This is a genomic window from Sagittula stellata E-37 (assembly GCF_039724765.1).
In the GTDB taxonomy this organism is placed as follows: domain Bacteria; phylum Pseudomonadota; class Alphaproteobacteria; order Rhodobacterales; family Rhodobacteraceae; genus Sagittula; species Sagittula stellata.
In genome coordinates this window covers 4,150,494-4,170,621 of the sequence record NZ_CP155729.1, presented here as the reverse complement: position 1 = coordinate 4,170,621, position 20,128 = coordinate 4,150,494, and the positions used below count along the sequence as shown (strand labels likewise).

Below are 20,128 nucleotides of genomic sequence, written 5' to 3'. Positions count from 1 at the left end.
GCTGGCCCCCGGCCGGTCGATCCCATGCTGACCGACACGATCGTCGAGGACGACCGCTGGGAAGCGGCAGGGCTCGCGGCGCTGGCCGAGGCGGCCGCGCAGGAAACCCTCGCGCAGCTCGGCTTCGTGGCCGACGACTACGAGATCGCGGTAATGGGCTGCAGCGATGGCCGCATAGCCATCCTCAATGCCGATTTCCGGGGCCGCCCGGCGCCCACCAACGTGCTCAGCTGGCCGACGCAGGAACTGACTTCGCCCGACGCGGGCGGCGACCCGTTCCTGCCGCACCTCGACGACGATTTCGAGGCGATGGGCGAACCGCATCACCTGGGCGATCTGGCGCTCGCGTGGGAGACCTGTGAGCGGGAAGCTGCCGAACAGGACAAGTCCATGGCGGACCACGTGACACATTTGCTTGTTCACGGGGTGTTACATCTTATGGGGTACGACCATATCCGTGATGCGGATGCCACGTTGATGGAAGGGTTGGAGCGCGGGATACTTGGCAATCTCGGTATCGCTGACCCATATAGGGAGATTGATGGGCCCGATGGCTCGTGACTGGACCGGAGAAATGGGCGACAACGACGACTCGTCTAACGCGGCGCATGGCGCGCTGAGACAATTTGAAGATGAAGAGGGACAGGATTCGGCGAGGCCGGGCTTCCTGAGGCGCCTCTTCGGTCGGACCACGGAAACCGACATGGAAGACGACTTCACGGGCGACGACACCGTCGGCCCGCGCGAGCCGCCCGTGCACGGAATGATCAACCTGCGGCGCATGCGGGTCGAGGACGTGGCCATTCCCAAGGCCGACATCGTGGCGGTGCCGAACACCATCACCCGCGACGACCTCGTGAAGGTCTTCCGCGAAAGCGGCATGACCCGCGTGCCGGTCTACGAGGGCACGCTGGACACGCCGGTGGGCATGGCTCACCTGAAGGACTTCGCGCTGGCCTACGGGTTCAACGGCGCCGGCGCCCGCTTCAATCTGAAACGCATGCTGCGGCCCCTGCTGTTCGTGCCGCCGTCGATGCCCATCGGCGTGCTGCTGACCAAGATGCAGACGGAACGGCGGCACATGGCGCTGGTGATCGACGAATACGGCGGCGTCGACGGTCTGGTGACCATCGAGGACCTGATCGAACAGGTCATCGGAGAGATCGAGGACGAGCACGACACCGACGACGACCAGTCCTGGGTGAAGGAGCGGCCCGGCTGCTACCTCGCCCTGGCCAAGACCCCGCTGGAGGAGTTCGAGGCGGAGCTGGGCTTTGACCTGACCGAACACGAAGACATCGACGAGGAAGAAATCGACACGCTGGGTGGTCTCGTGTTCATGCTGGCCGGTCGTGTGCCTGCGCGAGGCGAGGTGGTGCGCCACCCCGCCGGCCTCGACCTCGAAGTGGTGGATGCCGATCCGCGCCGCATCAAGCGGCTCCGGGTGCGGCTGCCGGGCGCGCAGCGTGCCGCCAGCCAGTCCCAGGCCGTCGCGCAGTCCGGTGCATCGAAGGCGGGCCATGCCTGAACTGACGGCGCCTGCGCGGGCATTTGTGCTGCGCGGGTGGGCGCGCCTGCCGCTGGCGCTGGCCTGCGGTGCGCTCATGGGCCTGTCGGCCGCGCCCTACGATCTATGGTACGCCGGTTTCCTCGGGCTCGTGGGGGCGTTCGCGCTGTTCCGCGTGGCGCCGCGCGGTCTGCGCGCCGTGGGCACCGGGTGGATGGTCGGGCTGGGGTACTTCGGCCTCTCCATGAGCTGGATCGTCGAGCCTTTCATGGTCGATGCCGCCGCCACCGGATGGATGGCGCCCTTCGGATTGCTCGGCCTCGCGGGTGGGCTGGCGTTGTTCTGGGCGTTGGCGTTCTGGGGCGCCGGCCATGCGCGGCACCGGGTGCTGCCTGCGCTGGTGGTCACGTGGACCGCCGCAGAGCTGGCACGCGCCTATGTGCTGACCGGTTTTCCGTGGGGCCTGGTGGGGTATCTCTGGCTGCCGGTGGCACCGATCCAGTGGGTGTCGCTGATCGGGCCGCACGGGCTGACCTTCCTGACCTTTGCGACCGCCGCACTCTATGCGGCGGAGGCGCCCCGGCGCGGGATGCGGCTGTTGCCGCCGGTGCTTGGGGTGACCGCACTGCTGGCGCTGTTCGGCGGCGGACAGGCGCTGCTCCCGCCGCTGCAGGATCTTGAAGGCCGGCCGGTCGTGCGGTTGATCCAGCCCAACGCACCGCAGCACCTGAAATGGCGGCGGGACATGGTGCCGATCTATTACCGCCGTCAGGTCGACTTCACCTCGGCGCCGATGCAGGACGGCGACAGCAGGCCGGACCTCGTGATCTGGCCGGAGACGGCGCTGCCGACGCTGTTGCACCGTTCGGCCAACGAGCTGGGCGAGATCAGCCTTGCCGCTGGGGCGGCGCAGGTGGTCGTCGGGCTTCAGCGCGAGAACTTCGGCAACTGGTACAACTCTCTGGTTCTGATGGGACCGGACGGCGACGTGCGGCAGGTGTATGACAAGTACCACCTCGTGCCGTTCGGAGAGTACATGCCGGCCAAAGCGGTCTTTGCCCGCTGGAACATCGCCGGACTGGCCGCGCGGGCAGAGGGCGGTTACAGCCCCGGACCCGGGCCGGAGCTTCTGGATCTGGGGCCGCTCGGTGTCGCACTGCCGCTGATCTGCTACGAGGCGGTGTTTCCGCAGGACGTGTACCGCGCGCCGGGACGGCCCGACATGCTGATGCAGATCACAAACGATGCGTGGTTCGGCGCCTTCTCCGGCCCGTACCAGCATCTTGAACAGGCGCGGATCAGGGCCATCGAGCAGGGTCTGCCGATGCTGCGGGCCGCCAACACCGGCGTTTCGGCGGTGATCGACGGCGCGGGCCGGGTGCTGGCGGCGCTGCCGCTGAACGAGGCGGGGTATTTGGACGCGCCGCTGCCGCCGCCGCTGCGGGGCACGCTCTACAGCCGGACGGGGGACCTGCCGATGCTTGTGATGCTTCTGCTTTTCGCGGGCCTTCTGATGCGACACCATCGCATCGCATTGCGCAGAGAAAACGATTGACCCGTTCCCCTGCGGAGCGTAGGCCGAACCGAGGTCTGGAAAATGGCCCAACAAACCCCGTCACAACGGCTTCCTGGCGTGACGGAGAAACCCGAATGGAGCACCCCCCATGTCCCGACAGAGTTACGTTTTTACGTCCGAGTCCGTCTCGGAAGGGCATCCCGACAAGGTCTGTGACCGGATCTCGGATGCCGTTCTCGACGCGTTCATCGCGGAAGATCCGCTGGCGCGCGTCGCCTGCGAGACCTTCGCCACCACCAACCGTGTCGTCATCGGCGGAGAAGTCGGCCTGACCGATCAGGCCAAGCTGGCGGAGTACATGGGGCGCATCGACGACATCGCCCGCGCCTGCATCAAGGACATCGGCTATGAGCAGGAGAAGTTCCACCACGAGACGGTGGAGATCACCAACGTCCTGCACGAGCAGTCCGCGCATATCGCGCAGGGGGTGACCGGCGGCGGCAACCGCGACGAGGGTGCCGGCGACCAGGGCATCATGTTCGGATACGCCACCAACGAGACCGACGCTCTCATGCCTGCGCCGATCCTGTTCAGCCACGCGATCCTCAAGCGGTTGGCCGAGGTGCGCAAGGATGGCACGGAGCCGACCCTGCGCCCCGACGCGAAATCGCAGCTTTCGGTGCGTTACGAGGGTGGCAAGCCGGTCGGCGTGACCTCCATCGTGCTGTCGACCCAGCACGAGAGCGAGAGCCAGACCTCCGACGACATCCGGGCCATCGTCGAACCTTACATCCGCCAGATCCTGCCCGAAGGCTGGATTTCCGGCGAGACGGAATGGTGGGTGAACCCCACGGGCACCTTCGTGATCGGCGGGCCGGACGGAGACGCGGGTCTGACCGGGCGCAAGATCATCGTGGACACCTACGGTGGCGCGGCTCCGCACGGCGGCGGCGCGTTTTCCGGCAAGGACCCGACCAAGGTGGACCGCTCGGCCGCCTATGCCGCGCGCTACCTTGCCAAGAACGTGGTCGCGGCTGGCATGGCAGAACGCTGCACCGTGCAGTTGTCCTATGCTATCGGCGTGGCCCGGCCGCTGTCGATCTACGTCGATACCCATGGCACAGGCGAGATCGACGCCGCCGCGATCGAACGGGCGATCCCGAAGGTCATGGACCTGACCCCGCGCGGCATCCGCACGCACCTGGACCTGAACAAGCCGATCTACGCGCGCACCGCCGCCTACGGCCACTTCGGCCGCGCGCCTGAGGCGGATGGCGGCTTTTCGTGGGAGAAGACCGACCTGGCGGAGGCGTTGGCAAAGGCCGTGTGAGGCGGCCACCTGCGCGCGACGAACGGGAAACCGAGGGCGTTCCAGGTGGAGCGCCCTTTTCTTTTGTGCGAGGCGAGGCTACACGCCCCGGCCATGACCACGTCGAACAAGCATCCCGATGCGCCCTGGCGCAACTTCTATGGCCGTGTGCGGGGCAAGACCCTGCGCCCCAGCCAGGTGGAATACATCGAGGAAGATCTGGCCGCCCTGTCGCCGGGACCGGTCGACTGGGACGTGAACCCCGACCGCGACCCTCTGGACCTGAAGGCGCGGTTCGGCGACCGGCCCCTCTGGCTGGAGATCGGGTTTGGCGGTGGCGAGCACCTCGTCCACCAGGCGGAGACCTACCCGGACGTGGCGATCATCGGCTGCGAGCCGTTCATGAACGCGGTGGCGATGCTTCTGGGCAAACTGCGCGACGCGGGGTGCGAAAATGTCTCGGTCCATCCGGGCGACGTGCGCAACCTCTTCGACGTGCTGCCGGAGGCGTCGCTCGACAAGGCGTTCCTGCTGTATCCCGATCCCTGGCCGAAGAAGAAGCATCACCGGCGGCGGTTCGTTACGCAGGAGCACCTCGCGCCCCTGCACCGTGCCCTGAAACCCGGGGCGGAGTTCCGCGTGGCCACCGACATCCCGGACTACGTCCGTCAGGCGCTGGTCGAGGTGCCGAAAGCCGGGTTCCGGTGGGAGGCCGAGGCGCCGGAGGACTGGCGCCGTCCGTGGTCCGACTGGCACTCCACCCGGTACGAGCAGAAGGCCCTGCGCGAGGGCCGGGTGCCGCACTACCTGACGTTCCGCAAGCATTGAGGGCGAAGGCGGCGCGCAGCCCCGCCCTACGGGCCGTTGCGCCCGTACCTGCGCCGCGCTAACAGTGCCGCGATCTTGACAGGAGACGCCGCATGTCCGCCCATGGTGAACCCATCCCGATGACCTCCCGCCGCGCCGGTCCGCTGACCGGAGAGGCGCATGTGCCGGGGGACAAGTCGATCTCTCACCGGTCGCTGATCCTTGGCGCGATGACGGTGGGCGAGACGAAGGTTACGGGTCTGCTGGAAGGGCAGGATGTTCTGGACACCGCCAAGGCGATGCGGGCCTTCGGCGCGCAAATCGAGAAGATCGGCGAGACGTGGCATGTACACGGTGTCGGCGTCGGCGGATTCCTCGAACCGGAGAACGTGATCGACTGCGGCAACTCCGGCACCAGCGTGCGGCTGATCATGGGAACGATGGCGACTTCGCCCATCGTGGCGACTTTCACTGGCGACGCCTCTCTGAACAAGCGGCCGATGGCGCGGGTGACGGACCCGCTGACGCTGTTCGGGGCGCGGGCCTACGGTCGCTCAAGCGGGCGGCTGCCGATGACCATCGTCGGCGCGAAGGAGCCCATGCCGGTGCGCTACGCGACGCCTGTGCCCTCGGCGCAGGTGAAGTCGGCGGTGCTGCTGGCGGGGCTGAACGCCCCGGGCGAGACGGTGGTGATCGAACGCGAATCCACCCGTGACCATACTGAACGGATGCTGGCGGGGTTCGGGGCGTCGATCTCGACCGAGGACACGAAGGAGGGCCGGGTCATCACCCTGCAGGGCCGTCCGGAATTCGTGCCGCAGGACATCGTCGTGCCGCGCGACCCATCCTCTGCCGCCTTCCCTGTCTGCGCGGCGCTGATCGTCGAAGGATCGGACGTGCTGGTGCCCAACATCGGTCTGAACCCGACGCGCGCCGGTCTGTTCTTCGCCCTGCAGGAGATGGGCGCGAACCTGACCTTCGAGAACATGCGCGAGGCGGGGGGCGAACCCGTCGCGGATCTGCGCGCCAAGTTTTCTCCGGACATGAAGGGGATCGAGGTGCCGGCAGAGCGCGCGGCTACGATGATTGACGAATACCCCGTGCTGTCGGTCGTGGCCGCGTTCGCGCAGGGCAAGACACACATGCCGGGGGTGAAGGAACTGCGGGTCAAGGAAAGCGACCGGATCGACGCCATGGCGCGCGGGCTGCGCGCCGCCGGAGTGCAGGTCGACGAGGGCGAGGACTGGTGGACGGTGCACGGGCGCGGCTTCGGTGATGTCGCGGGGGGCGCGACGGTCGAGACCTTTCTCGATCACCGCATTGCCATGTCGTTCCTTGTCATGGGGCTTGCGACCAATGCGCCGATGTCGGTGGACGACGGCCAGCCGATCGCCACTTCCTTCCCGATCTTCGAAGGCTTGATGGCCGACCTCGGCGCTCACGTCGAGCGTACGTGATCCTGCGCAGCCATCCGCGGGCCGCCGCCGGGCTGGCGGCTTTGGCGGTGCTCGCGCTGATGGCCGTCCTGTTGCACTGGAAGATCGCGCCGCTGACCGAAAGCGAGTTCCTCCCGCAACTGGCCGTCCGCGGATACACCGCCGCCGACCTGCAGGCGTTCGGAAGCGTCTTGGTGCGCTCCGGCGAAGGCGGGCTATACCGCAATATCCTGCGGCTGGATCTGGTGTTCATGGGGCTCTGGGGCCTGTGGGTGGTCCTGGCCTTTCCCGGCCGCAGAGCTTTGGGCATGGCGCTGGCAGGGGTGGTCCTGGCCTTCGACCTGGCAGAGAATGTCCTGCTGCAAGAGGCGCTGGACTGGGCGATGGGGCGCAGCCTGCCTGCCGGCTGGGCGCTGTACCCGCCTTTGATGGACAATGCGCCTGTTGTCGCTTTCACCAGGGTGAAACTGGTGCTCTACCCGTTGGTGACCTGCGGCCTTCTGCTGCGTGATCTGCGGCGCTGAGCCTTTCCTTTCAGGCTTTGTATTGCTATGCGCCGGGTGCGACACGGAGGGTGCCATGATCTTTACCATTGCCATCGACGGGCCGGCTGCGGCGGGCAAGGGCACCATCGCGCGGGCGGTGGCCAGCCATTTCGGCTTTGCCCATCTCGACACCGGGCTTCTGTATCGCGCGGTCGGACGGCACCTTCTGGACGGCGAGGATCCGGTGCAGGCGGCACGGGCACTCGACCCTGCGGAGCTGGACGAGGGTGCGCTGCGCACGCCCGAAGTGGCGCAGGCCGCATCGGAAGTGGCGGTGCTGCCGGAGGTGCGCGCGGCGCTGGTCGACTTCCAGCGCGGTTTTGCGCGCCGCGAAGGCGGTGCGGTGCTGGACGGGCGCGACATCGGCACGGTGATCTGCCCTCTGGCGGAGGCGAAGCTTTTCGTTACCGCCAGCGCAGAAGTTCGGGCGCAGCGCCGCTTCGATGAACTGATCGGCAAAGGGCTGGACGTCGATTACGACAAGGTGCTGGAAGACGTCCGCGCGCGGGACGCGCGTGACATGAGCCGGGCCGAAGCGCCGCTGGTGGCGGCGGAGGATGCGACGGTGGTCGATACTTCGGAGATGGCGATTGCAGGTGCGGTCGCGGCGGCCATCGCGGCGGTCGAGGCCCGCCGCTAGAAACCCATGACCGTCCGCAGGGCGGCGTGGACCGGGACAAGTCAGGTATTTTTGCCAAGATGAAGGCGAGGGGCGCGCGGGCCCTGGCCGTCAGCGCCGTTTCAGAGTGTCGCCGTAATTGATCGTCGGGGTCAGTTCGATCAGACGCTGGACCTCGGCTTCCGGGTTCGAGACGCGTTCGGCGATGATCTCGGCGGCGCGGGTGCCGATCTCGGTCCGGCAGGCGTCCATCGTGGCCAGTTGGCGCGGCAGCCCGTCGAGCAATTCCACGCCGTTGAACCCGGCGAGGCCCACGCGGCCGGGAATGTCGATCCCGGCGTCGAGCAGGTGCATCAGCCCACCCGCCGCGATCATGTCGTTGGAGTAGTAGAGGAAATCGAGTTCCGGCTCCCGCTCCAGCATGGCCTTGGTCATTTCGCGGCCCTTCTTGAGGGCGGAGCCGCCCGAGTAGAATTCGTGTTCCGCGATCTCCACGCCTTCCTTGGCGAGCGCGGTGGTGAAGCCCTCGAACCGTTTCCGGGCGCGGTGGTCGAGTGGCATCTTGGTGCCCATGAAACCGATTTTCTGATAGCCCTGCTTGAGGATCGCGCGGGCCATTTCGCGCCCGGCGCGGCGGTGGCTGATGCCCACGGCGCAGTCGATCGGATCGCCGTCCGTGTCCATGATCTCCACCACCGGGATGCCGGAGGCCTTGAGCATGGCCTCGGACGCTTCGGAGTGTTCGAGCCCGGCGATGATGACACCCGAGGGCCGCCAGGACAGCATCTCGTAGAGGACGCGCTCTTCCTTCTCGGGGAGGTAGTCGGTCACACCGACCACCGGTTGAAGTTCCGTGTTCTCAAGCACGCGGGAGATGCCGGACATCACCTCGGGGAAGACCATGTTGCGGAGCGAGGGGATGATGACGGCGACCAGATTGACCCGTTGGGAGGCCAGTGCGCCGGCGATCTTGTTGGGCACGTACCCCAGCGCCTTGGCAGCTTCGAGTACCTTTTCCCGCGTCGCCTGGCTGACATCGCCCCGGTTCCTGAGGACGCGGCTGACCGTCATCTCGGAAACGCCGGAGGCTTCGGAAACGTCGCGCAGGGTAAGCGGGCGGTGATCGTCTGCTGGCACTTGGGAAATTCCTTTTCTTCGAGTTGGTTCACGATACGCCGTGCCAACCGCCATGCGCAAGAGAGGGCTGAGGTGCGGGACGGGCGCGCGCGAAACCTGTCCTTTCGAGGGCGGAAAGGGTCATGACAAGGCGTGGCGGACAGGCTAAGAGGCGGGGCGTGCGGTCCCGTGGCTCAACTGGATAGAGCAGCCCCCTCCTAAGGGGCAGGTTGCAGGTTCGAATCCTGCCGGGATCGCCATTCCCATTCGCTGCAGTTGCGCCGATGGCGCGGGGCGCCCATGATCGGAGGCAGCTACCGTGGAAGGGACCTGCCTTTGCCTGATGTTCTGACAAATCCGTGGCGTGGCGGCGGGTTCGGCCCTTCGGATATCCTGCCCCTGACAGATGCCGAAGGGGTTGCGCGCTTGCTGAGTTCCTGTCCCCGTCATGCGGAGACGCCCTTGCACGACGTGGCGAAGCTTGCAGCACGTGCCGGGGTGGCGCGGGTCTGGGTCAAGGATGAGCGCGGTCGCATGGGGCTTGGTAGTTTCAAGGCGCTTGGGGCCGCCTTTGCCATTGCCCGCGACGCGGCGGCGACAGGTTCGCTCGACCTGCGGCAAGCGCTGGCGGGGCGGACCTACGTGGCGGCGAGTGCGGGCAACCATGGTCTTTCGGTCGCGGCCGGGGCGCGGGTATTCGGCGCGCGGGCGGTGATCGTCCTGGCCGAGACCGTTCCGGACGCCTTTGCCGAGCGGCTGCGCGACCGGGGCGCGGAGGTCGTGCGGGCCGGGGCCGACTATGAGCGCAGCATGGCAGAGGCGGAACGGAGCGCGGCGGACAACGGCTGGACGCTGCTTTCGGACAGCTCGTGGGAAGGGTACGCCGAACTGCCGCTGCGCGTGATGGAAGGCTACCTGCAACTGGCGGCCGAAGCCGTCGCGCAGGTGCCGGAACCGCCGACCCACATCCTGCTGCAGGCCGGTGTCGGCGGGCTGGCGGCGGCAGTGGCGGCCCATGCACGCGAGGCCTGGGGAGACGGGCCGCGGATCTTCGTCGTGGAACCGGCCTTCGCGCCCGCCCTGGCCGAGAGCATAAGGGCAGGCGCGTTGGTGACGGCGGACGGGCCGGTGTCCGCCATGGGGCGGCTCGACTGCAAGACACCGTCGATGATCGCGCTGGCGGGGCTGGCACGCGATGCCGATGCATTTGTGACAGTCACCGAGGACGAGGCGGCGGCTGGCGTGGCAGTGCTGGCCGAGCATGGCCTGGCGACGACTCCTTCGGGCGGCGCGGGTCTGGCGGCGTTGATTGCGGGGCTCGACATGGCAGCCGACGCGCGCGTACTGGCCATCCTCAGCGAAGGCCCGGAGGATGGCTGACCGGTCGCTGGTCTTTGACGCGGCGGAGTACCGTGGCCGGGTCGCGCGGCTTCAGGCCGCAATGGTCGCGCAGGGGATGGACGCGCTCTTGCTGACCGCCGCGGCGGATGTGTTCTACGTCACCGGCTTCCTGACGCGCTTTTGGGAAAGCCCGGCGCGGCCCTGGTTCGTCGCGGTGCCCGTGGCGGGCGATCCGGTGGCCGTGATTCCTTCGATCGGGGCGGACCTCATGGCGCGGACGTGGATGGACGACCTCCGAACCTGGGACGCGCCCTGTCCCGGCGATGACGGTGTTTCCCTGCTGTCGGCGACCTTGCGCGATCTCGTGCCGGATCACGGGCGAATCGGCGTGCCGATGGGGCTGGAGACGCACCTGCGGATGCCGCTCGCGGACTATGCGCGGGTCCGGGACGCCATCGCACCGCGCCAATTCGTGGACGGGACGGCGGCGGTGCAGCGGGTGCGGGAGATCAAGAGCGCACCGGAGGTCGAAAAGATCCGGCAAAGCTGCGCCATTGCCGGGCGTGCCTTCGACCGTGTTCCGGAGATCGCCGGGCCGGGCCGGCCGCTCGATACGGTGTTCCGCGACTTCCAGCGGTTGCTGCTGGAGGAGTGCGCCGACTGGGTCAGTTACGTCGCGGGCGCGGCAGGACCAGAGGGATATGCCGACGTGATCTCTCCGGCGGGACCCGATCCGATGGCGATGGGAGACGTGCTCATGCTGGACACGGGTACGGTGCGCGACGGGTATTTCTGCGATTTTGACCGGAATTACGCGGTGGGCGAGCCGTCCACTGCCGTGCGCAAGTCGCATGAGGCGCTGTGGCAGGCGACGGAGGATGCGCTGGACGAGTTGCGGCCCGGCATGCTTGCGCGCGACGTGCACCGCATCCTTTCTGAGGGGCTGACGGCGCGGGGCGTGGAACCGGGCGGCGGGCGGCTGGGCCATGGGCTGGGGGTGACGCTGACGGAATGGCCGTCGTTCACGCCGCAGGACAAAACCGAATTGCGCGAAGGGATGGTCCTGACGCTGGAACCCGGCGCATGGGTCGCCCCGGGCCGGATGCTGGTGCACGAAGAGAACATCGTGCTGCGTGCGGACGGCCCGGAACTGCTGTCGCCCCGCGCGCCCGCAGAGCTGCCGGTGCTGTCATGAGGGGGTTTCCCTACGATCTGGACGAGCCGCCGCGCGGAGTTCTGGGACTGATCTCGCTGCATGTGGATGAGACGGTCGAGGCCGATCTGCGCCGTTACCTGCCCGCCCAGGGCACGAAGCTGCACGTCACGCGGCTCAGGTCGGGCGACACGCTGACGCCGGGCAGCATCGCGGGCATGAAGGTCGGGCTGACAGCCGCGGCGCAACTGTTGCCGCCTGCTGCGAGCTTCGACGTGATTGCCTATGCCTGCACGTCCGGCACGGCCCTACTGGGGGCGGAAGAGGTACATGAACAGGTCGCCGCGGGGGCCACGACCGCCGCCGTGACCGATCCGCTGACGGCCGGGCTGGCGGCGATGCACACACTTGGGCTTGAGCGGATCGGGGTGGTGTCGCCCTACGTGGCGGATGTGGCGGAGCCACTCTGTGCCGCCTTCGACGCAGGCGGCGTGGCCGTGGCGCGGACGCTGTCCTTCGGCGAAGAGGAGGAGGCGCGGGTGGCCCGGATCGCGCAGGCCTCTGTCGCGGCGGCGGCGCGCGAGGTGGCGCAGGGCGGTGGCCTCGACGGGCTGTTCCTGTCCTGCACGAATCTGCGTACCGCGGATCTGCTCGGGCCGTTGACGGCGGAACTGGGCCTGCCGGTGCTCGCCTCGAACCAGGTCCTGGCGTGGCACATGCTGAAACTGGCGGGGATCGCGGCGCCTGCGGCGCTGCCGCTGCCGGATGGGCTGAGATAAGGGCAATTGGCCAGACCCGGGGCGCCGCCGCCGTTCCAACGCGACCCGAAGGCGCAGAAGACACATCTTGTGGCCTTTGTGTTACGCGCGACCGCGATGTGACCTCTGGTGCTGGCGCGGCGCCTCGGCGGCTTTATTCTGACACTCCACATAACATCTGCAGGATGCACAGCATGGCGGAGCCTGTCACATCGATCACTGTCGTCGGGGGCGGGACGGCCGGTTGGCTCGCGGCAACCTATCTGCGCAGCAAATGCGCGCCGAAAATCGCGATCACCCTGATCGAATCGCCCAACGTGCCGACCGTCGGCGTGGGCGAGGCGACCGTGCCGCACATGCCAGTCACGCTGCGCGAGATGGGGATCGACGACAAGGAGTTCTTCCGCCGCTGCAACACCTCGTTCAAGATGGGGGTGATGTTCCGCGGCTGGAACGTCGACCACAAGGGACGGCCCTTCGACTACATGAACCCTTTCGCGCCGCCGCCGAAGATCGACGGAGTCGAGGCCGGGCACTACTTCCAGGCCTTCGGGGCGGGCAGGCGGGATTACATCCAGTCGTTTTCGCCGCTGATGGACCTACTCGACGCGGGCAAGTGCCCGCTGTCCTTCAATGCGAAGAACGATCCGATGCCCCGCGCTGGCTATGCCTATCACCTCGACGCGGGCGCCTTCGCCAAGATGCTGGCGGAGGTCGGCGTGGCGCGCGGGGTGGAGCACGTGCTGGACGACGTCGACGGTGTGGAACTGGACGACACGGGCCATGTGGCGGCGCTGAACCTGCGCGCGCTGGGACGGCGGCCGGTGCAGCTTGTCATCGACTGCACGGGTTTCAAGGGGCTGGTGATCCGCGAAGCCCTGGGCGAGCCGTTCGAGAACTACTCGGACTATCTCGCCAACGACCGGGCCATGGCCCTGCCGATCCCGCATGCCGACCCAGAGGTGCTGCCTGCCGCCACGTCGTCCACCGCGCTTGGCGCCGGTTGGAGCTGGTCGGTGCCGCTCTATCACCGGATCGGGACGGGCTATGTCTATTCCAGCGCGCACCGCACGGACGACGCCGCACGGGACGATTTCATGGCGCACCTTGGCGACCGCGCGCCGAAGGGGGCGGAGCCGCGCGTGATCCCGATGCGCATCGGACGGATGCGGCGGGCGTGGGTCAAGAACTGCGTTGCGCTGGGGCTATCAGGGGGTTTCATCGAGCCGCTGGAATCGACCGCGATCCACATGATCGACATGGGCATCCGCTGGCTGCTGCAGTACTTCCCCAGCCGGGACTACGAAGAATCCACCCGCGCCGCCTACAACCGCTGCGCCGACGAGATGTACAATGAGGTGCGGGATTTCATCTGCCTTCACTACCGGCTCGGCAACCGGACGGACACGGACTACTGGTGCGATGCGCGCGGGCTGAAGATCACCGACCGGCTGGAAGGCTGGCTGGACCTGTGGCAGCGGCAATTGCCGGTCGAGATGGACATCGGGCGGGCGAACCTCTTCGATCACAACACCTTCCAGGCGGTGCTTCTGGGCAAGCGGGTCTACGAGAATGGCTGGGGCGCGGCGCGGCTGAACCGGTCGTTTGCCCTGTCCGAGAAGCGCTGGAAGGCTTTCCTGCGCGACAGCGCGGCGCGCAACATGGCGGTTGTGAAGGCGAAGGCCGACCATCGCCGCGCCCTGCGGGTGCTGCGCGGAGAGGCGACGGACGGCGCGGTGACGCGGCAGTCGCTGGGGGCGGTGGCCGACGAGGCGGTGCTCTTCTGAGGCTTGGCGGAAGGCAGGCGGCGCAAAGCCCCGCCCTACATCATTGCGTGCCGGGCGTGGAGCGGGGTGTGCGGAACGCCGGAGGGGCTGATTGGCTGGCGGATGCTGGCGGATGGCCGTTCAGACCATCTCGATCACGCCCTTGTCGATGGCGAGGACATAGCCACGGCGGGCGATGTTCTTGACCAGCAGTTCCGACACGATCTGGTTGCCCAGACCGTCGCGCAGCCGCTTGATGCGGGTGGCGCCGGCGGCTTCCTCGCAGTCGGACTCCGACTTGCCTGAGATCATTGACTCGATCTGCGCGCCGGTCAGCATCTCGTCGTCGAGCCGCGCCTCCGCCAGGACGGAGAGCGTCTCCATCATCGCGTCGGTAAGCTTGAAGCCCATGGTGTTGAGGTAAACCGTCCGCTCCTCGCGCGAGATGATGAGCGAGGAGACCTCGATCCCCGACCGTTCGATCTGGGCCATGCGGCGGTTCAGGGTCACCAGCATCACCAGGAACACCAGCGCCGCAACGAGCAGCGCCGTGGCAAAGATCAACAGGACGAAGATGATCGTGCGATAACTGGCCAGAACGTCGGAAAAGGCCGTGCCCGACTGGGCCAGGATCTCCAGCAGCTTGATCTCGCCCTCGCCGGTCAGGGCGTCGTTTTCGACGAAGATCCGTTCAACCCGCGCGTTGAAGGCGTTGGCGTCGGGCAGGGTGAGGATCAGCAGCCCCCCCGTGATGGCAAGGATCGCGACGATGGCCGCGATGCCGAGAGAGACTAGGCGGCTGCCGGAACGCAGGCTTTCTGAAACGGAAACGGCAATGGGCGGCATCGTGGCTTATCCGGCGGTGGTTCCAAGGATCTTCAGCAGGATCCACCCGTTGGCGGCAAGCCGGGTGCGGACCTCGCGTTCGACCTGCGCGGCGGACTCGCAGGCGTCGAGGACGATCGTACCATGATCAAGCCGCAGGGGGTCGTCCCGCTTCGCCTTGTATTCCACCGAACAGGCGGCAGAGGCCAGCGCGGGCGTCAGGAGGGTGAGTGCCACGAGGGCCGGGGCGAGGATGTGTTTCATGTCTTCAACCCTGCGCCCGGACGCGAGGAAATTCAATAACCGCAACGGTCTGGGCCGGCAGTTATCCGATAGCGCTGGGGCGTTATTGCGTGGTCCGGCGGGGGACGGGCAGCGTGATGCTACGAGGTTTCCCCGCCCCGGGGCCGCCACACACACCTTGCCATGCGAAGAAAGGAATTTCCAATGCGTCTCAAATTCGTCACCTCCATCGTTGCCGTCGGTGCGCTGATCGCCGCCCTGTCCACCGCGTCTCCGGCCGCCGCGCGCAACAACGACACCGCCCGGGTCCTTTTCGGCACGGCGGCTACCCTGTTGCTGCTCAACGAGTTGGCCAAGCAGAACAACAAGGGGCACAAGCCGCGCGCCTACGTCCAGACGGACCGCTCGCCGCGCTACGATCGCGGCCATCGCGATAGGCGGTATGACCGGGGACCGCGGCGCCATCACGGCTACGGGCACCATCGTCACGGCGGTCGTCACCAATGGGACCGCCGCCACAACCGGCACTGATCCAGAATGGCGGGAGCGTCGCGTGGGATGATCCCCTCTCGACCGCGATGCTCCGTTGTCGGGCAGTCCCCCATCCTGTCCCGGGGGGCATGGGGCGCATGGAGCGCGCCCCCTGAAAAGGGCCCTTCGCGGGGCCCTTTTCGCACGGCCTACATGGCGGCTGGGGCGATCAGGACCGGCTGGTCCAGCCAGTGCTCCTGAAGGTTCGGCGTGTCGCCGATGCAGTCCACCACGGCGAAGAGGCCCGGCGTGTGCAACGGGGTCAGCACGCCGTGCCAGGTGCCGCGGTGGAAGTTCACGCCCTGACCGGCGGAGGCGAGAAAGGCGTGGACGGGCCCCGGTGTATCGCCCGGCTCTGCCACGATCACCAGCCACGGGTGACTGTGCATCGGCAGGAACGCCTGCGAGCCTTCCGGATGCCGTTCGACCATTTCAAGCTTGTAGGGCAGGGTGCGCGGTTCGGCATCGAAGACAGAGACGCCCGCACGGCCCCTAGGGCCGAAGTCCATCGTGGCCAGGTCGTGGAAGCGCCCGCACTTGCCCTGATTGATGATCTTGTCCGGCGCGCCCTGTGCCTCCAGCACGTCGCCGAAAGGGGCGAAGGCCTGCGGGGTCAAGGGGCGCGCATGGATCGTCGGCAGGGTCATGGCCGGTCCCCGGGAAGGGAGAGGCTGACGTGCCGGTTCACGTCCTTGTAAAGCAGGTAGCGGAACGGTTCCTTGCCGGTGGCGACGCAGGCCTGCGGGCAGAAGGCGCGCAGCCACATGAAATCGCCCGGCCCGACCTCCACCCAATCGCGGTTCAGCAGGTAGCGCGCGGTGCCCTGTAGCACGTAGAGCCCGTGTTCCATCACGTGCGTCTCGGCAAAGGGGATGCGCCCGCCGGGGCAGAAGTTCACGATGTTGACGTGAAAGTCGTAGCGCAGGTCGAAGGGATCGAAAAAGCGCTGCGTCTCCCATACGCCGACGGCATCCGGCATCGCCGCCTTGCCCACGTCGGTTTCGTGAATGACGAAAGCTTCCAGAGGGTTGAGGCTGGGAATGCGCTGGTGGCGCTTGCGGATCCAGTGGAACCCCGCCGGTGCGTCCGACGTGTTCCAGATCTCCCAATGCGCGCCTGCCGGGATGTAGGCGAAGTGCCCCGGTTGCAGGTCCTCCCGCGCGCCGCCGATGGAGATGCGCAGCGTCCCGAAGGCAACGAAGATGGCGGCCTGCGCCTCCCTGTCGGGTTCGGGTTCGGCGGAGCCACCCCCCGGTGCCAGCTCCACGGCGTATTGCGCGAAGGTCTCGGCAAAGCCGGTCAGCGGACGGGCGAGGATCCAGACCTTCGCCAGAAGCCAGTCCGGCAGGAAGCTGGTGGTGATGTCGCGTTGCGTGACCGCGGGGATCACGGCGTAGGCTTCGGTGAAGACGGCGGTGCCCTGCGGATTGATGTTCTGCCCGGGCAGCCCGCCGGGAGGGAAGGCGTAGGTGGTCAAATCAGGCTCTCCAGACGGAGGCGGGCGATGCGCTCGACCTGGCGGCACGCTTCGTCAAGCTCTTGTTCATGAGTGTTACCGAGGCGGCGCTGGAAGGCGGCGAGGATGCTTTCCTTGGTGTTGTCCTTGACCGCGATGATGAACGGGAACCCTTGCTTTTCGGTATACGCGGTGTTCAGCGCCTCGAAGGTGCTGCGCTCGTCGTCGGTGAGCGCGTCGAGACCGGCCGACGATTGCTCTTCCGAGCTTTCGGCGGTCAGGCGCCGGGCCTGCGCCAGCTTGCCGGCAAGGTCGGGGTGGGCGCGCAGCACCTGCAGGCGTTCCTCGGGCGAGGCGCGGCGGAAGGCGCGGGCCAGCGCATTGGCCAGACCAGCCGGTCGGTCGTGCGCGGGCCCCAGTTCCAAGTCGAAGGCCCGCTCGGCAACCCACGGCGAATGCTCGTAAATACCGCCGAATGTGGCGACGAAGGTCTCGCGGTCCATCTGCGAAGGGCGTGCCCGTTGGACCGGCGGATGAGTGCTGGCCCAGTGGCGGGCAATGTCGATCCGGCGGGCGACCCAGACGTCGTCGAACTGCTGGATGTGGTCGAGGAAACGCATCAGACCGGCGATCTTGCCGGGGCGCCCGATCAGGCGGCAGTGCAGGCCGATGCTCATCATCGCGGGCTTCCCGGCCTGTCCTTCGGCGCGCAGCACGTTGAAGGCGTCGGTCAGATATTCCTCGAAATCGTGGCCGGTGACCCATCCCGGCGCGCCCGCGAACCGCATGTCGTTGGCTTCGAGCGTGTACGGAATGATAAGCTGATCGCGCCCGTGGATCTGTTTCCAATAGGGCAGATCGTCATCGTAGGTGTCTGAAATATAGGCGAATTGCCCGGTTTCCGCGACGAGATCCACGGTGTTCACGGAGCACCGCCCGGTGTACCATCCCTGCGGCGCTTCCCCGGTGACCTCGGTGTGCAGGCGGATGGCTTCGGCGATCTGGGCGCGCTCTTCCTCGGCGGGCATGTCGCGGTGTTCGATCCACTTCAACCCGTGCGAGGCGATCTCCCAGCCGGCGTCCTTCATCGCCTCCACCTGCTCGGGCGAGCGGGCGAGGGCAGAGGCCACGCCATAGATGGTAAGCGGCAGATTTCTTTGGGTAAAAAGCCGGTGAAGCCGCCAGAACCCGGAGCGCGATCCGTATTCGTAGATCGACTCCATGTTCCAGTGCCGCATGCCCGGCCAGGGCTGTGCGCCGGGGATGTCCGAGAGGAAGCCTTCGGAACCCGCGTCGCCGTGTATGATGTTGTTTTCGCCGCCTTCTTCGTAGTTCAGGACGAATTGCACGGCGATCTTGGCATCGCCCGGCCAACGGGCATCGGGACGGTCGGGACCGTAGCCGATCATGTCTCGGATATAGCGGGTCATCTTGACGGGACCTTCGGAATGTCTTGCAGTCCCCCTCAGAAGCGCCAAACCGGCGGGATTTGCAAGAGGAGGGCCCGAGATATGGCCGAAGGGTTCCTGACGACCCACGTTCTGGACACGGCGCGCGGGCTGCCCGCACAAGGCGTGGGGATCACTCTATATCGTATCGAAGGCAATGACCGCCACGAGATATGCCGCGTCGTGACCAATGACGACGGGCGGACCGACAGCCACATCCTGCCCAGGGAAGATTTCCGGACGGGCACCTATGAACTGGTCTTCGAGGCCGGTGCCTATCTGCGCGCCACCGGGCAAGCCGGGGCGGAACCGCTGTTTCTGGACGAGGTGCCGATCCGTTTCGGCATGTCGGAGGACACGCATTATCACGTGCCCCTGCTGATCTCGCCCTTCGCCTTCTCGACCTACCGGGGGAGCTGATCGCCCGGGCCGGGTGTGAAGATCCGTTAAGGTTCACATGGCGTGCGCACCGGTTGACGGAGCGTGCGCCGCCCACATCCGGGGTCGCGGCGCAGAGAACACACAAGGCAATTACCCGATCTTCACGAAGATGAAGGTCTGTTACCGGTGAACCGGCCGTTTCGGGGGGGCGAACCGGCCGGTTGGTAACCTTTTGCCCCGGATCACGCGCTTGTGTGGTTAACGCCCCGGTTTCTTCCGGCTGTCTTCCGGCCTGCGGGCGCAGGGCGCATTCTTCTGGCCCGTGCCTCTGGCTTCTGGCCCGCGCTTTTGGCCCGTGTCCCCGGGGCGCGCATCAGGCAACTGGACAGCGGCGGCCCGGACGCCTATCTACAACGCCCATGGCCAAGAAACCCGACCAGAGTCCGAACTACAAGGTGATCGCCGAGAACCGGCGGGCGCGGTACGATTATGCCATCGAGGACGACCTCGAATGCGGCATCATGCTGACCGGTTCGGAGGTGAAGTCGCTGCGCGAGAACACCTCCAACATCGCGGAGAGCTATGCGGCGGTGGAGGACGGCGAGCTGTGGCTGGTGAACTCTTACATCGCGCCCTACGAACGCGCGATGTTCGGTCACGAGGAACGGCGGCGGCGCAAGCTTCTGGCGTCGAAGCGGGAACTGGCACGCCTGTGGAACGACACCCAGCGCAAGGGCATGACGCTTGTGCCGCTGGTGCTGTACTTCAACCACAAGGGAATCGCGAAGATCAAGATCGGCATCGCCAAGGGCAAGAAGACCGTCGACAAGCGCGAGACCGAGGCGAAACGCGACTGGGCCCGCCAGAAGCAGCGGCTTCTGAAGCAGGGCTGACCCCGGACCGGCACGAAAACGGTGCCCGCCGCGAACGATCATACCTTACTCATACCTTAAACTGACATGGTATCGCCTTAGGTAAACTTGTACGTATACGTACAGGGAGTGGTGTGACGGTGTTTCTGATCGGTGCGATTGCGGGTGTTCTGGGCGGTCTTCTGCTTGGCCTCAGGGCTGGGCATCTCAGTTTCGGGCGTTGGCGGGACGGATGGGCCGGTCTGGCCGGGGGGACGGTGGGCAGCGCGGTGCTGACTCGCATCGGGGCTCCGGCGGAAAGCGCTGGCATGGACGTGGCTGCGGTGATGGGCCAGACCGCCGGCGGACTCGCGGGCGGTGCGGTGGCGGTGGCCGTCGCGGGGGCGTTGCGCAACCGCTGGAAGAAGTAAAACCCGAAGTATTGCGCGCCGCGACGCCCAGCCGCTTGCATGCCGTCGCGGCCTTGCCTAAGCACGTGTGGACGAAAACGGCGGGGTGA

General features: G+C 66.9%; 22 protein-coding genes, 1 tRNA gene and 1 riboswitch. Of the genes, 17 read left to right on the top strand and 6 right to left on the bottom strand.

Annotation, left to right across the window (positions count from 1 at the left end; translation table 11 throughout):
- Window positions 1–24 precede the first annotated feature (24 nt).
- The 8 genes from ybeY to ABFK29_RS19840 all read left to right on the top strand — a co-directional run bounded on the left by ybeY (window position 25) and on the right by ABFK29_RS19840 (window position 7,760).
- Window positions 25–561 carry an rRNA maturation RNase YbeY gene (gene ybeY / locus ABFK29_RS19875; protein ID WP_005860100.1) on the top strand — a complete coding sequence of 179 codons (537 nt, stop codon included), beginning with the start codon at window positions 25–27 and terminating at the stop codon, window positions 559–561.
- Between the two features lie 13 nt (window positions 562–574).
- Window positions 575–1,528 carry a hemolysin family protein gene (locus ABFK29_RS19870; RefSeq protein WP_083803462.1) on the top strand — a complete coding sequence of 318 codons (954 nt, stop codon included), beginning with the start codon at window positions 575–577 and terminating at the stop codon, window positions 1,526–1,528.
- Entirely contained in the window at window positions 1,521–3,062 is a 1,542-nt protein-coding gene (gene lnt, locus ABFK29_RS19865; RefSeq protein WP_005860096.1) for an apolipoprotein N-acyltransferase, read from the top strand. The genes ABFK29_RS19870 and lnt overlap by 8 nt, the downstream gene beginning before the upstream one ends.
- A gap of 54 nt (window positions 3,063–3,116) precedes the next feature.
- Window positions 3,117–3,165, top strand: a riboswitch (SAM-SAH riboswitch).
- Window positions 3,166–3,171: 6 nt separating this feature from the next.
- Entirely contained in the window at window positions 3,172–4,353 is a 1,182-nt protein-coding gene (gene metK, locus ABFK29_RS19860; RefSeq protein WP_005860094.1) for a methionine adenosyltransferase, read from the top strand.
- 93 nt (window positions 4,354–4,446) lie between these two features.
- Entirely contained in the window at window positions 4,447–5,160 is a 714-nt protein-coding gene (trmB, locus tag ABFK29_RS19855; RefSeq protein WP_005860092.1) for a tRNA (guanine(46)-N(7))-methyltransferase TrmB, read from the top strand.
- Between the two features lie 92 nt (window positions 5,161–5,252).
- Complete coding sequence (gene aroA / locus ABFK29_RS19850) at window positions 5,253–6,596, top strand: 3-phosphoshikimate 1-carboxyvinyltransferase (protein WP_040604691.1); 1,344 nt, start codon at window positions 5,253–5,255, stop codon at window positions 6,594–6,596.
- Complete coding sequence (locus ABFK29_RS19845; protein ID WP_005860088.1) at window positions 6,593–7,099, top strand: hypothetical protein; 507 nt, start codon at window positions 6,593–6,595, stop codon at window positions 7,097–7,099. Before aroA ends, ABFK29_RS19845 begins: the two co-directional genes overlap by 4 nt.
- 55 nt (window positions 7,100–7,154) lie before the next feature.
- Window positions 7,155–7,760: a (d)CMP kinase gene (locus ABFK29_RS19840; protein ID WP_005860086.1), complete on the top strand. Its 606-nt coding sequence runs from the start codon at window positions 7,155–7,157 to the stop codon at window positions 7,758–7,760.
- Between the two features lie 90 nt (window positions 7,761–7,850).
- Here ABFK29_RS19840 and ABFK29_RS19835 read toward each other — a convergent pair whose 3' ends face one another.
- Entirely contained in the window at window positions 7,851–8,810 is a 960-nt protein-coding gene (locus ABFK29_RS19835) for a LacI family DNA-binding transcriptional regulator (RefSeq protein ID WP_232281577.1), read from the bottom strand.
- Between the two features lie 228 nt (window positions 8,811–9,038).
- On the opposite strand from ABFK29_RS19835, the gene ABFK29_RS19830 reads away from it, so the two are divergent.
- The 5 genes from ABFK29_RS19830 to ABFK29_RS19810 all read left to right on the top strand — a co-directional run bounded on the left by ABFK29_RS19830 (window position 9,039) and on the right by ABFK29_RS19810 (window position 13,894).
- A tRNA-Arg gene (locus ABFK29_RS19830) sits at window positions 9,039–9,115 on the top strand.
- Window positions 9,116–9,155: 40 nt separating this feature from the next.
- Window positions 9,156–10,235 carry a pyridoxal-phosphate dependent enzyme gene (locus ABFK29_RS19825; RefSeq protein ID WP_005860082.1) on the top strand — a complete coding sequence of 360 codons (1,080 nt, stop codon included), beginning with the start codon at window positions 9,156–9,158 and terminating at the stop codon, window positions 10,233–10,235.
- A complete protein-coding gene (locus ABFK29_RS19820) occupies window positions 10,228–11,391 on the top strand; it encodes a M24 family metallopeptidase (RefSeq protein ID WP_005860080.1) in 1,164 nt (387 codons plus the stop codon). Before ABFK29_RS19825 ends, ABFK29_RS19820 begins: the two co-directional genes overlap by 8 nt.
- A complete protein-coding gene (locus tag ABFK29_RS19815; RefSeq protein WP_005860077.1) occupies window positions 11,388–12,128 on the top strand; it encodes a maleate cis-trans isomerase family protein in 741 nt (246 codons plus the stop codon). Before ABFK29_RS19820 ends, ABFK29_RS19815 begins: the two co-directional genes overlap by 4 nt.
- Before the next feature lie 173 nt (window positions 12,129–12,301).
- Window positions 12,302–13,894 (top strand): tryptophan halogenase family protein, encoded by a 1,593-nt coding sequence (locus ABFK29_RS19810; protein WP_157136520.1) that lies wholly within the window; start codon window positions 12,302–12,304, stop codon window positions 13,892–13,894.
- Window positions 13,895–14,014: 120 nt separating this feature from the next.
- Here ABFK29_RS19810 and ABFK29_RS19805 read toward each other — a convergent pair whose 3' ends face one another.
- Both ABFK29_RS19805 and ABFK29_RS19800 read right to left on the bottom strand, forming a co-directional pair.
- A complete protein-coding gene (locus ABFK29_RS19805; RefSeq protein ID WP_005860073.1) occupies window positions 14,015–14,719 on the bottom strand; it encodes a hypothetical protein in 705 nt (234 codons plus the stop codon).
- Between the two features lie 6 nt (window positions 14,720–14,725).
- Window positions 14,726–14,962, bottom strand: coding sequence for a hypothetical protein (locus ABFK29_RS19800; RefSeq protein ID WP_005860071.1), 237 nt, complete (start codon window positions 14,960–14,962; stop codon window positions 14,726–14,728).
- Between the two features lie 183 nt (window positions 14,963–15,145).
- Here ABFK29_RS19800 and ABFK29_RS19795 point away from each other — a divergent pair, with 183 nt between their 5' ends.
- Window positions 15,146–15,472, top strand: a complete 327-nt coding sequence (locus tag ABFK29_RS19795) for a hypothetical protein (RefSeq protein WP_005860069.1) — start codon at window positions 15,146–15,148, stop codon at window positions 15,470–15,472.
- Window positions 15,473–15,621: 149 nt separating this feature from the next.
- Here ABFK29_RS19795 and ABFK29_RS19790 read toward each other — a convergent pair whose 3' ends face one another.
- Genes ABFK29_RS19790 through puuE form a run of 3 tightly spaced genes read right to left on the bottom strand, consistent with a single transcriptional unit; the run spans window position 15,622 to window position 18,358 of the window.
- Window positions 15,622–16,119, bottom strand: a complete 498-nt coding sequence (locus tag ABFK29_RS19790) for an ureidoglycolate lyase (protein ID WP_005860067.1) — start codon at window positions 16,117–16,119, stop codon at window positions 15,622–15,624.
- Window positions 16,116–16,949: a bifunctional allantoicase/(S)-ureidoglycine aminohydrolase gene (locus ABFK29_RS19785; protein WP_005860065.1), complete on the bottom strand. Its 834-nt coding sequence runs from the start codon at window positions 16,947–16,949 to the stop codon at window positions 16,116–16,118. The genes ABFK29_RS19790 and ABFK29_RS19785 overlap by 4 nt, the downstream gene beginning before the upstream one ends.
- Window positions 16,946–18,358, bottom strand: coding sequence for an allantoinase PuuE (gene puuE, locus ABFK29_RS19780; RefSeq protein WP_005860063.1), 1,413 nt, complete (start codon window positions 18,356–18,358; stop codon window positions 16,946–16,948). Before puuE ends, ABFK29_RS19785 begins: the two co-directional genes overlap by 4 nt.
- An 81-nt stretch (window positions 18,359–18,439) precedes the next feature.
- Between puuE and uraH the strand changes: the two genes are divergently transcribed.
- The 3 genes from uraH to ABFK29_RS19765 all read left to right on the top strand — a co-directional run bounded on the left by uraH (window position 18,440) and on the right by ABFK29_RS19765 (window position 20,039).
- Window positions 18,440–18,796: a hydroxyisourate hydrolase gene (gene uraH, locus ABFK29_RS19775; protein ID WP_005860061.1), complete on the top strand. Its 357-nt coding sequence runs from the start codon at window positions 18,440–18,442 to the stop codon at window positions 18,794–18,796.
- Window positions 18,797–19,176: 380 nt separating this feature from the next.
- Complete coding sequence (gene smpB, locus ABFK29_RS19770) at window positions 19,177–19,650, top strand: SsrA-binding protein SmpB (protein ID WP_005860059.1); 474 nt, start codon at window positions 19,177–19,179, stop codon at window positions 19,648–19,650.
- A 113-nt stretch (window positions 19,651–19,763) separates the two neighbouring features.
- Window positions 19,764–20,039 carry a hypothetical protein gene (locus tag ABFK29_RS19765; protein WP_005860057.1) on the top strand — a complete coding sequence of 92 codons (276 nt, stop codon included), beginning with the start codon at window positions 19,764–19,766 and terminating at the stop codon, window positions 20,037–20,039.
- Window positions 20,040–20,128: the final 89 nt, after the last annotated feature.

Coding starts and splice junctions, on each gene's coding strand:
- ABFK29_RS19835 (WP_232281577.1), bottom strand. CDS start 8,810: ATGACGGTCAGCCGCGTCCTCAGGAACCGGGGCGATGTCAGCCAGGCG.
- ABFK29_RS19795 (WP_005860069.1), top strand. CDS start 15,146: ATGCGTCTCAAATTCGTCACCTCCATCGTTGCCGTCGGTGCGCTGATC.
- smpB (WP_005860059.1), top strand. CDS start 19,177: ATGGCCAAGAAACCCGACCAGAGTCCGAACTACAAGGTGATCGCCGAG.
- trmB (WP_005860092.1), top strand. CDS start 4,447: ATGACCACGTCGAACAAGCATCCCGATGCGCCCTGGCGCAACTTCTAT.
- uraH (WP_005860061.1), top strand. CDS start 18,440: ATGGCCGAAGGGTTCCTGACGACCCACGTTCTGGACACGGCGCGCGGG.
- lnt (WP_005860096.1), top strand. CDS start 1,521: ATGCCTGAACTGACGGCGCCTGCGCGGGCATTTGTGCTGCGCGGGTGG.
- ABFK29_RS19840 (WP_005860086.1), top strand. CDS start 7,155: ATGATCTTTACCATTGCCATCGACGGGCCGGCTGCGGCGGGCAAGGGC.
- ABFK29_RS19805 (WP_005860073.1), bottom strand. CDS start 14,719: ATGCCGCCCATTGCCGTTTCCGTTTCAGAAAGCCTGCGTTCCGGCAGC.
- ybeY (WP_005860100.1), top strand. CDS start 25: ATGCTGACCGACACGATCGTCGAGGACGACCGCTGGGAAGCGGCAGGG.
- puuE (WP_005860063.1), bottom strand. CDS start 18,358: ATGACCCGCTATATCCGAGACATGATCGGCTACGGTCCCGACCGTCCC.
- ABFK29_RS19825 (WP_005860082.1), top strand. CDS start 9,156: ATGATCGGAGGCAGCTACCGTGGAAGGGACCTGCCTTTGCCTGATGTT.
- ABFK29_RS19790 (WP_005860067.1), bottom strand. CDS start 16,119: ATGACCCTGCCGACGATCCATGCGCGCCCCTTGACCCCGCAGGCCTTC.
- ABFK29_RS19800 (WP_005860071.1), bottom strand. CDS start 14,962: ATGAAACACATCCTCGCCCCGGCCCTCGTGGCACTCACCCTCCTGACG.
- ABFK29_RS19815 (WP_005860077.1), top strand. CDS start 11,388: ATGAGGGGGTTTCCCTACGATCTGGACGAGCCGCCGCGCGGAGTTCTG.
- metK (WP_005860094.1), top strand. CDS start 3,172: ATGTCCCGACAGAGTTACGTTTTTACGTCCGAGTCCGTCTCGGAAGGG.
- aroA (WP_040604691.1), top strand. CDS start 5,253: ATGTCCGCCCATGGTGAACCCATCCCGATGACCTCCCGCCGCGCCGGT.
- ABFK29_RS19810 (WP_157136520.1), top strand. CDS start 12,302: ATGGCGGAGCCTGTCACATCGATCACTGTCGTCGGGGGCGGGACGGCC.
- ABFK29_RS19870 (WP_083803462.1), top strand. CDS start 575: ATGGGCGACAACGACGACTCGTCTAACGCGGCGCATGGCGCGCTGAGA.
- ABFK29_RS19820 (WP_005860080.1), top strand. CDS start 10,228: ATGGCTGACCGGTCGCTGGTCTTTGACGCGGCGGAGTACCGTGGCCGG.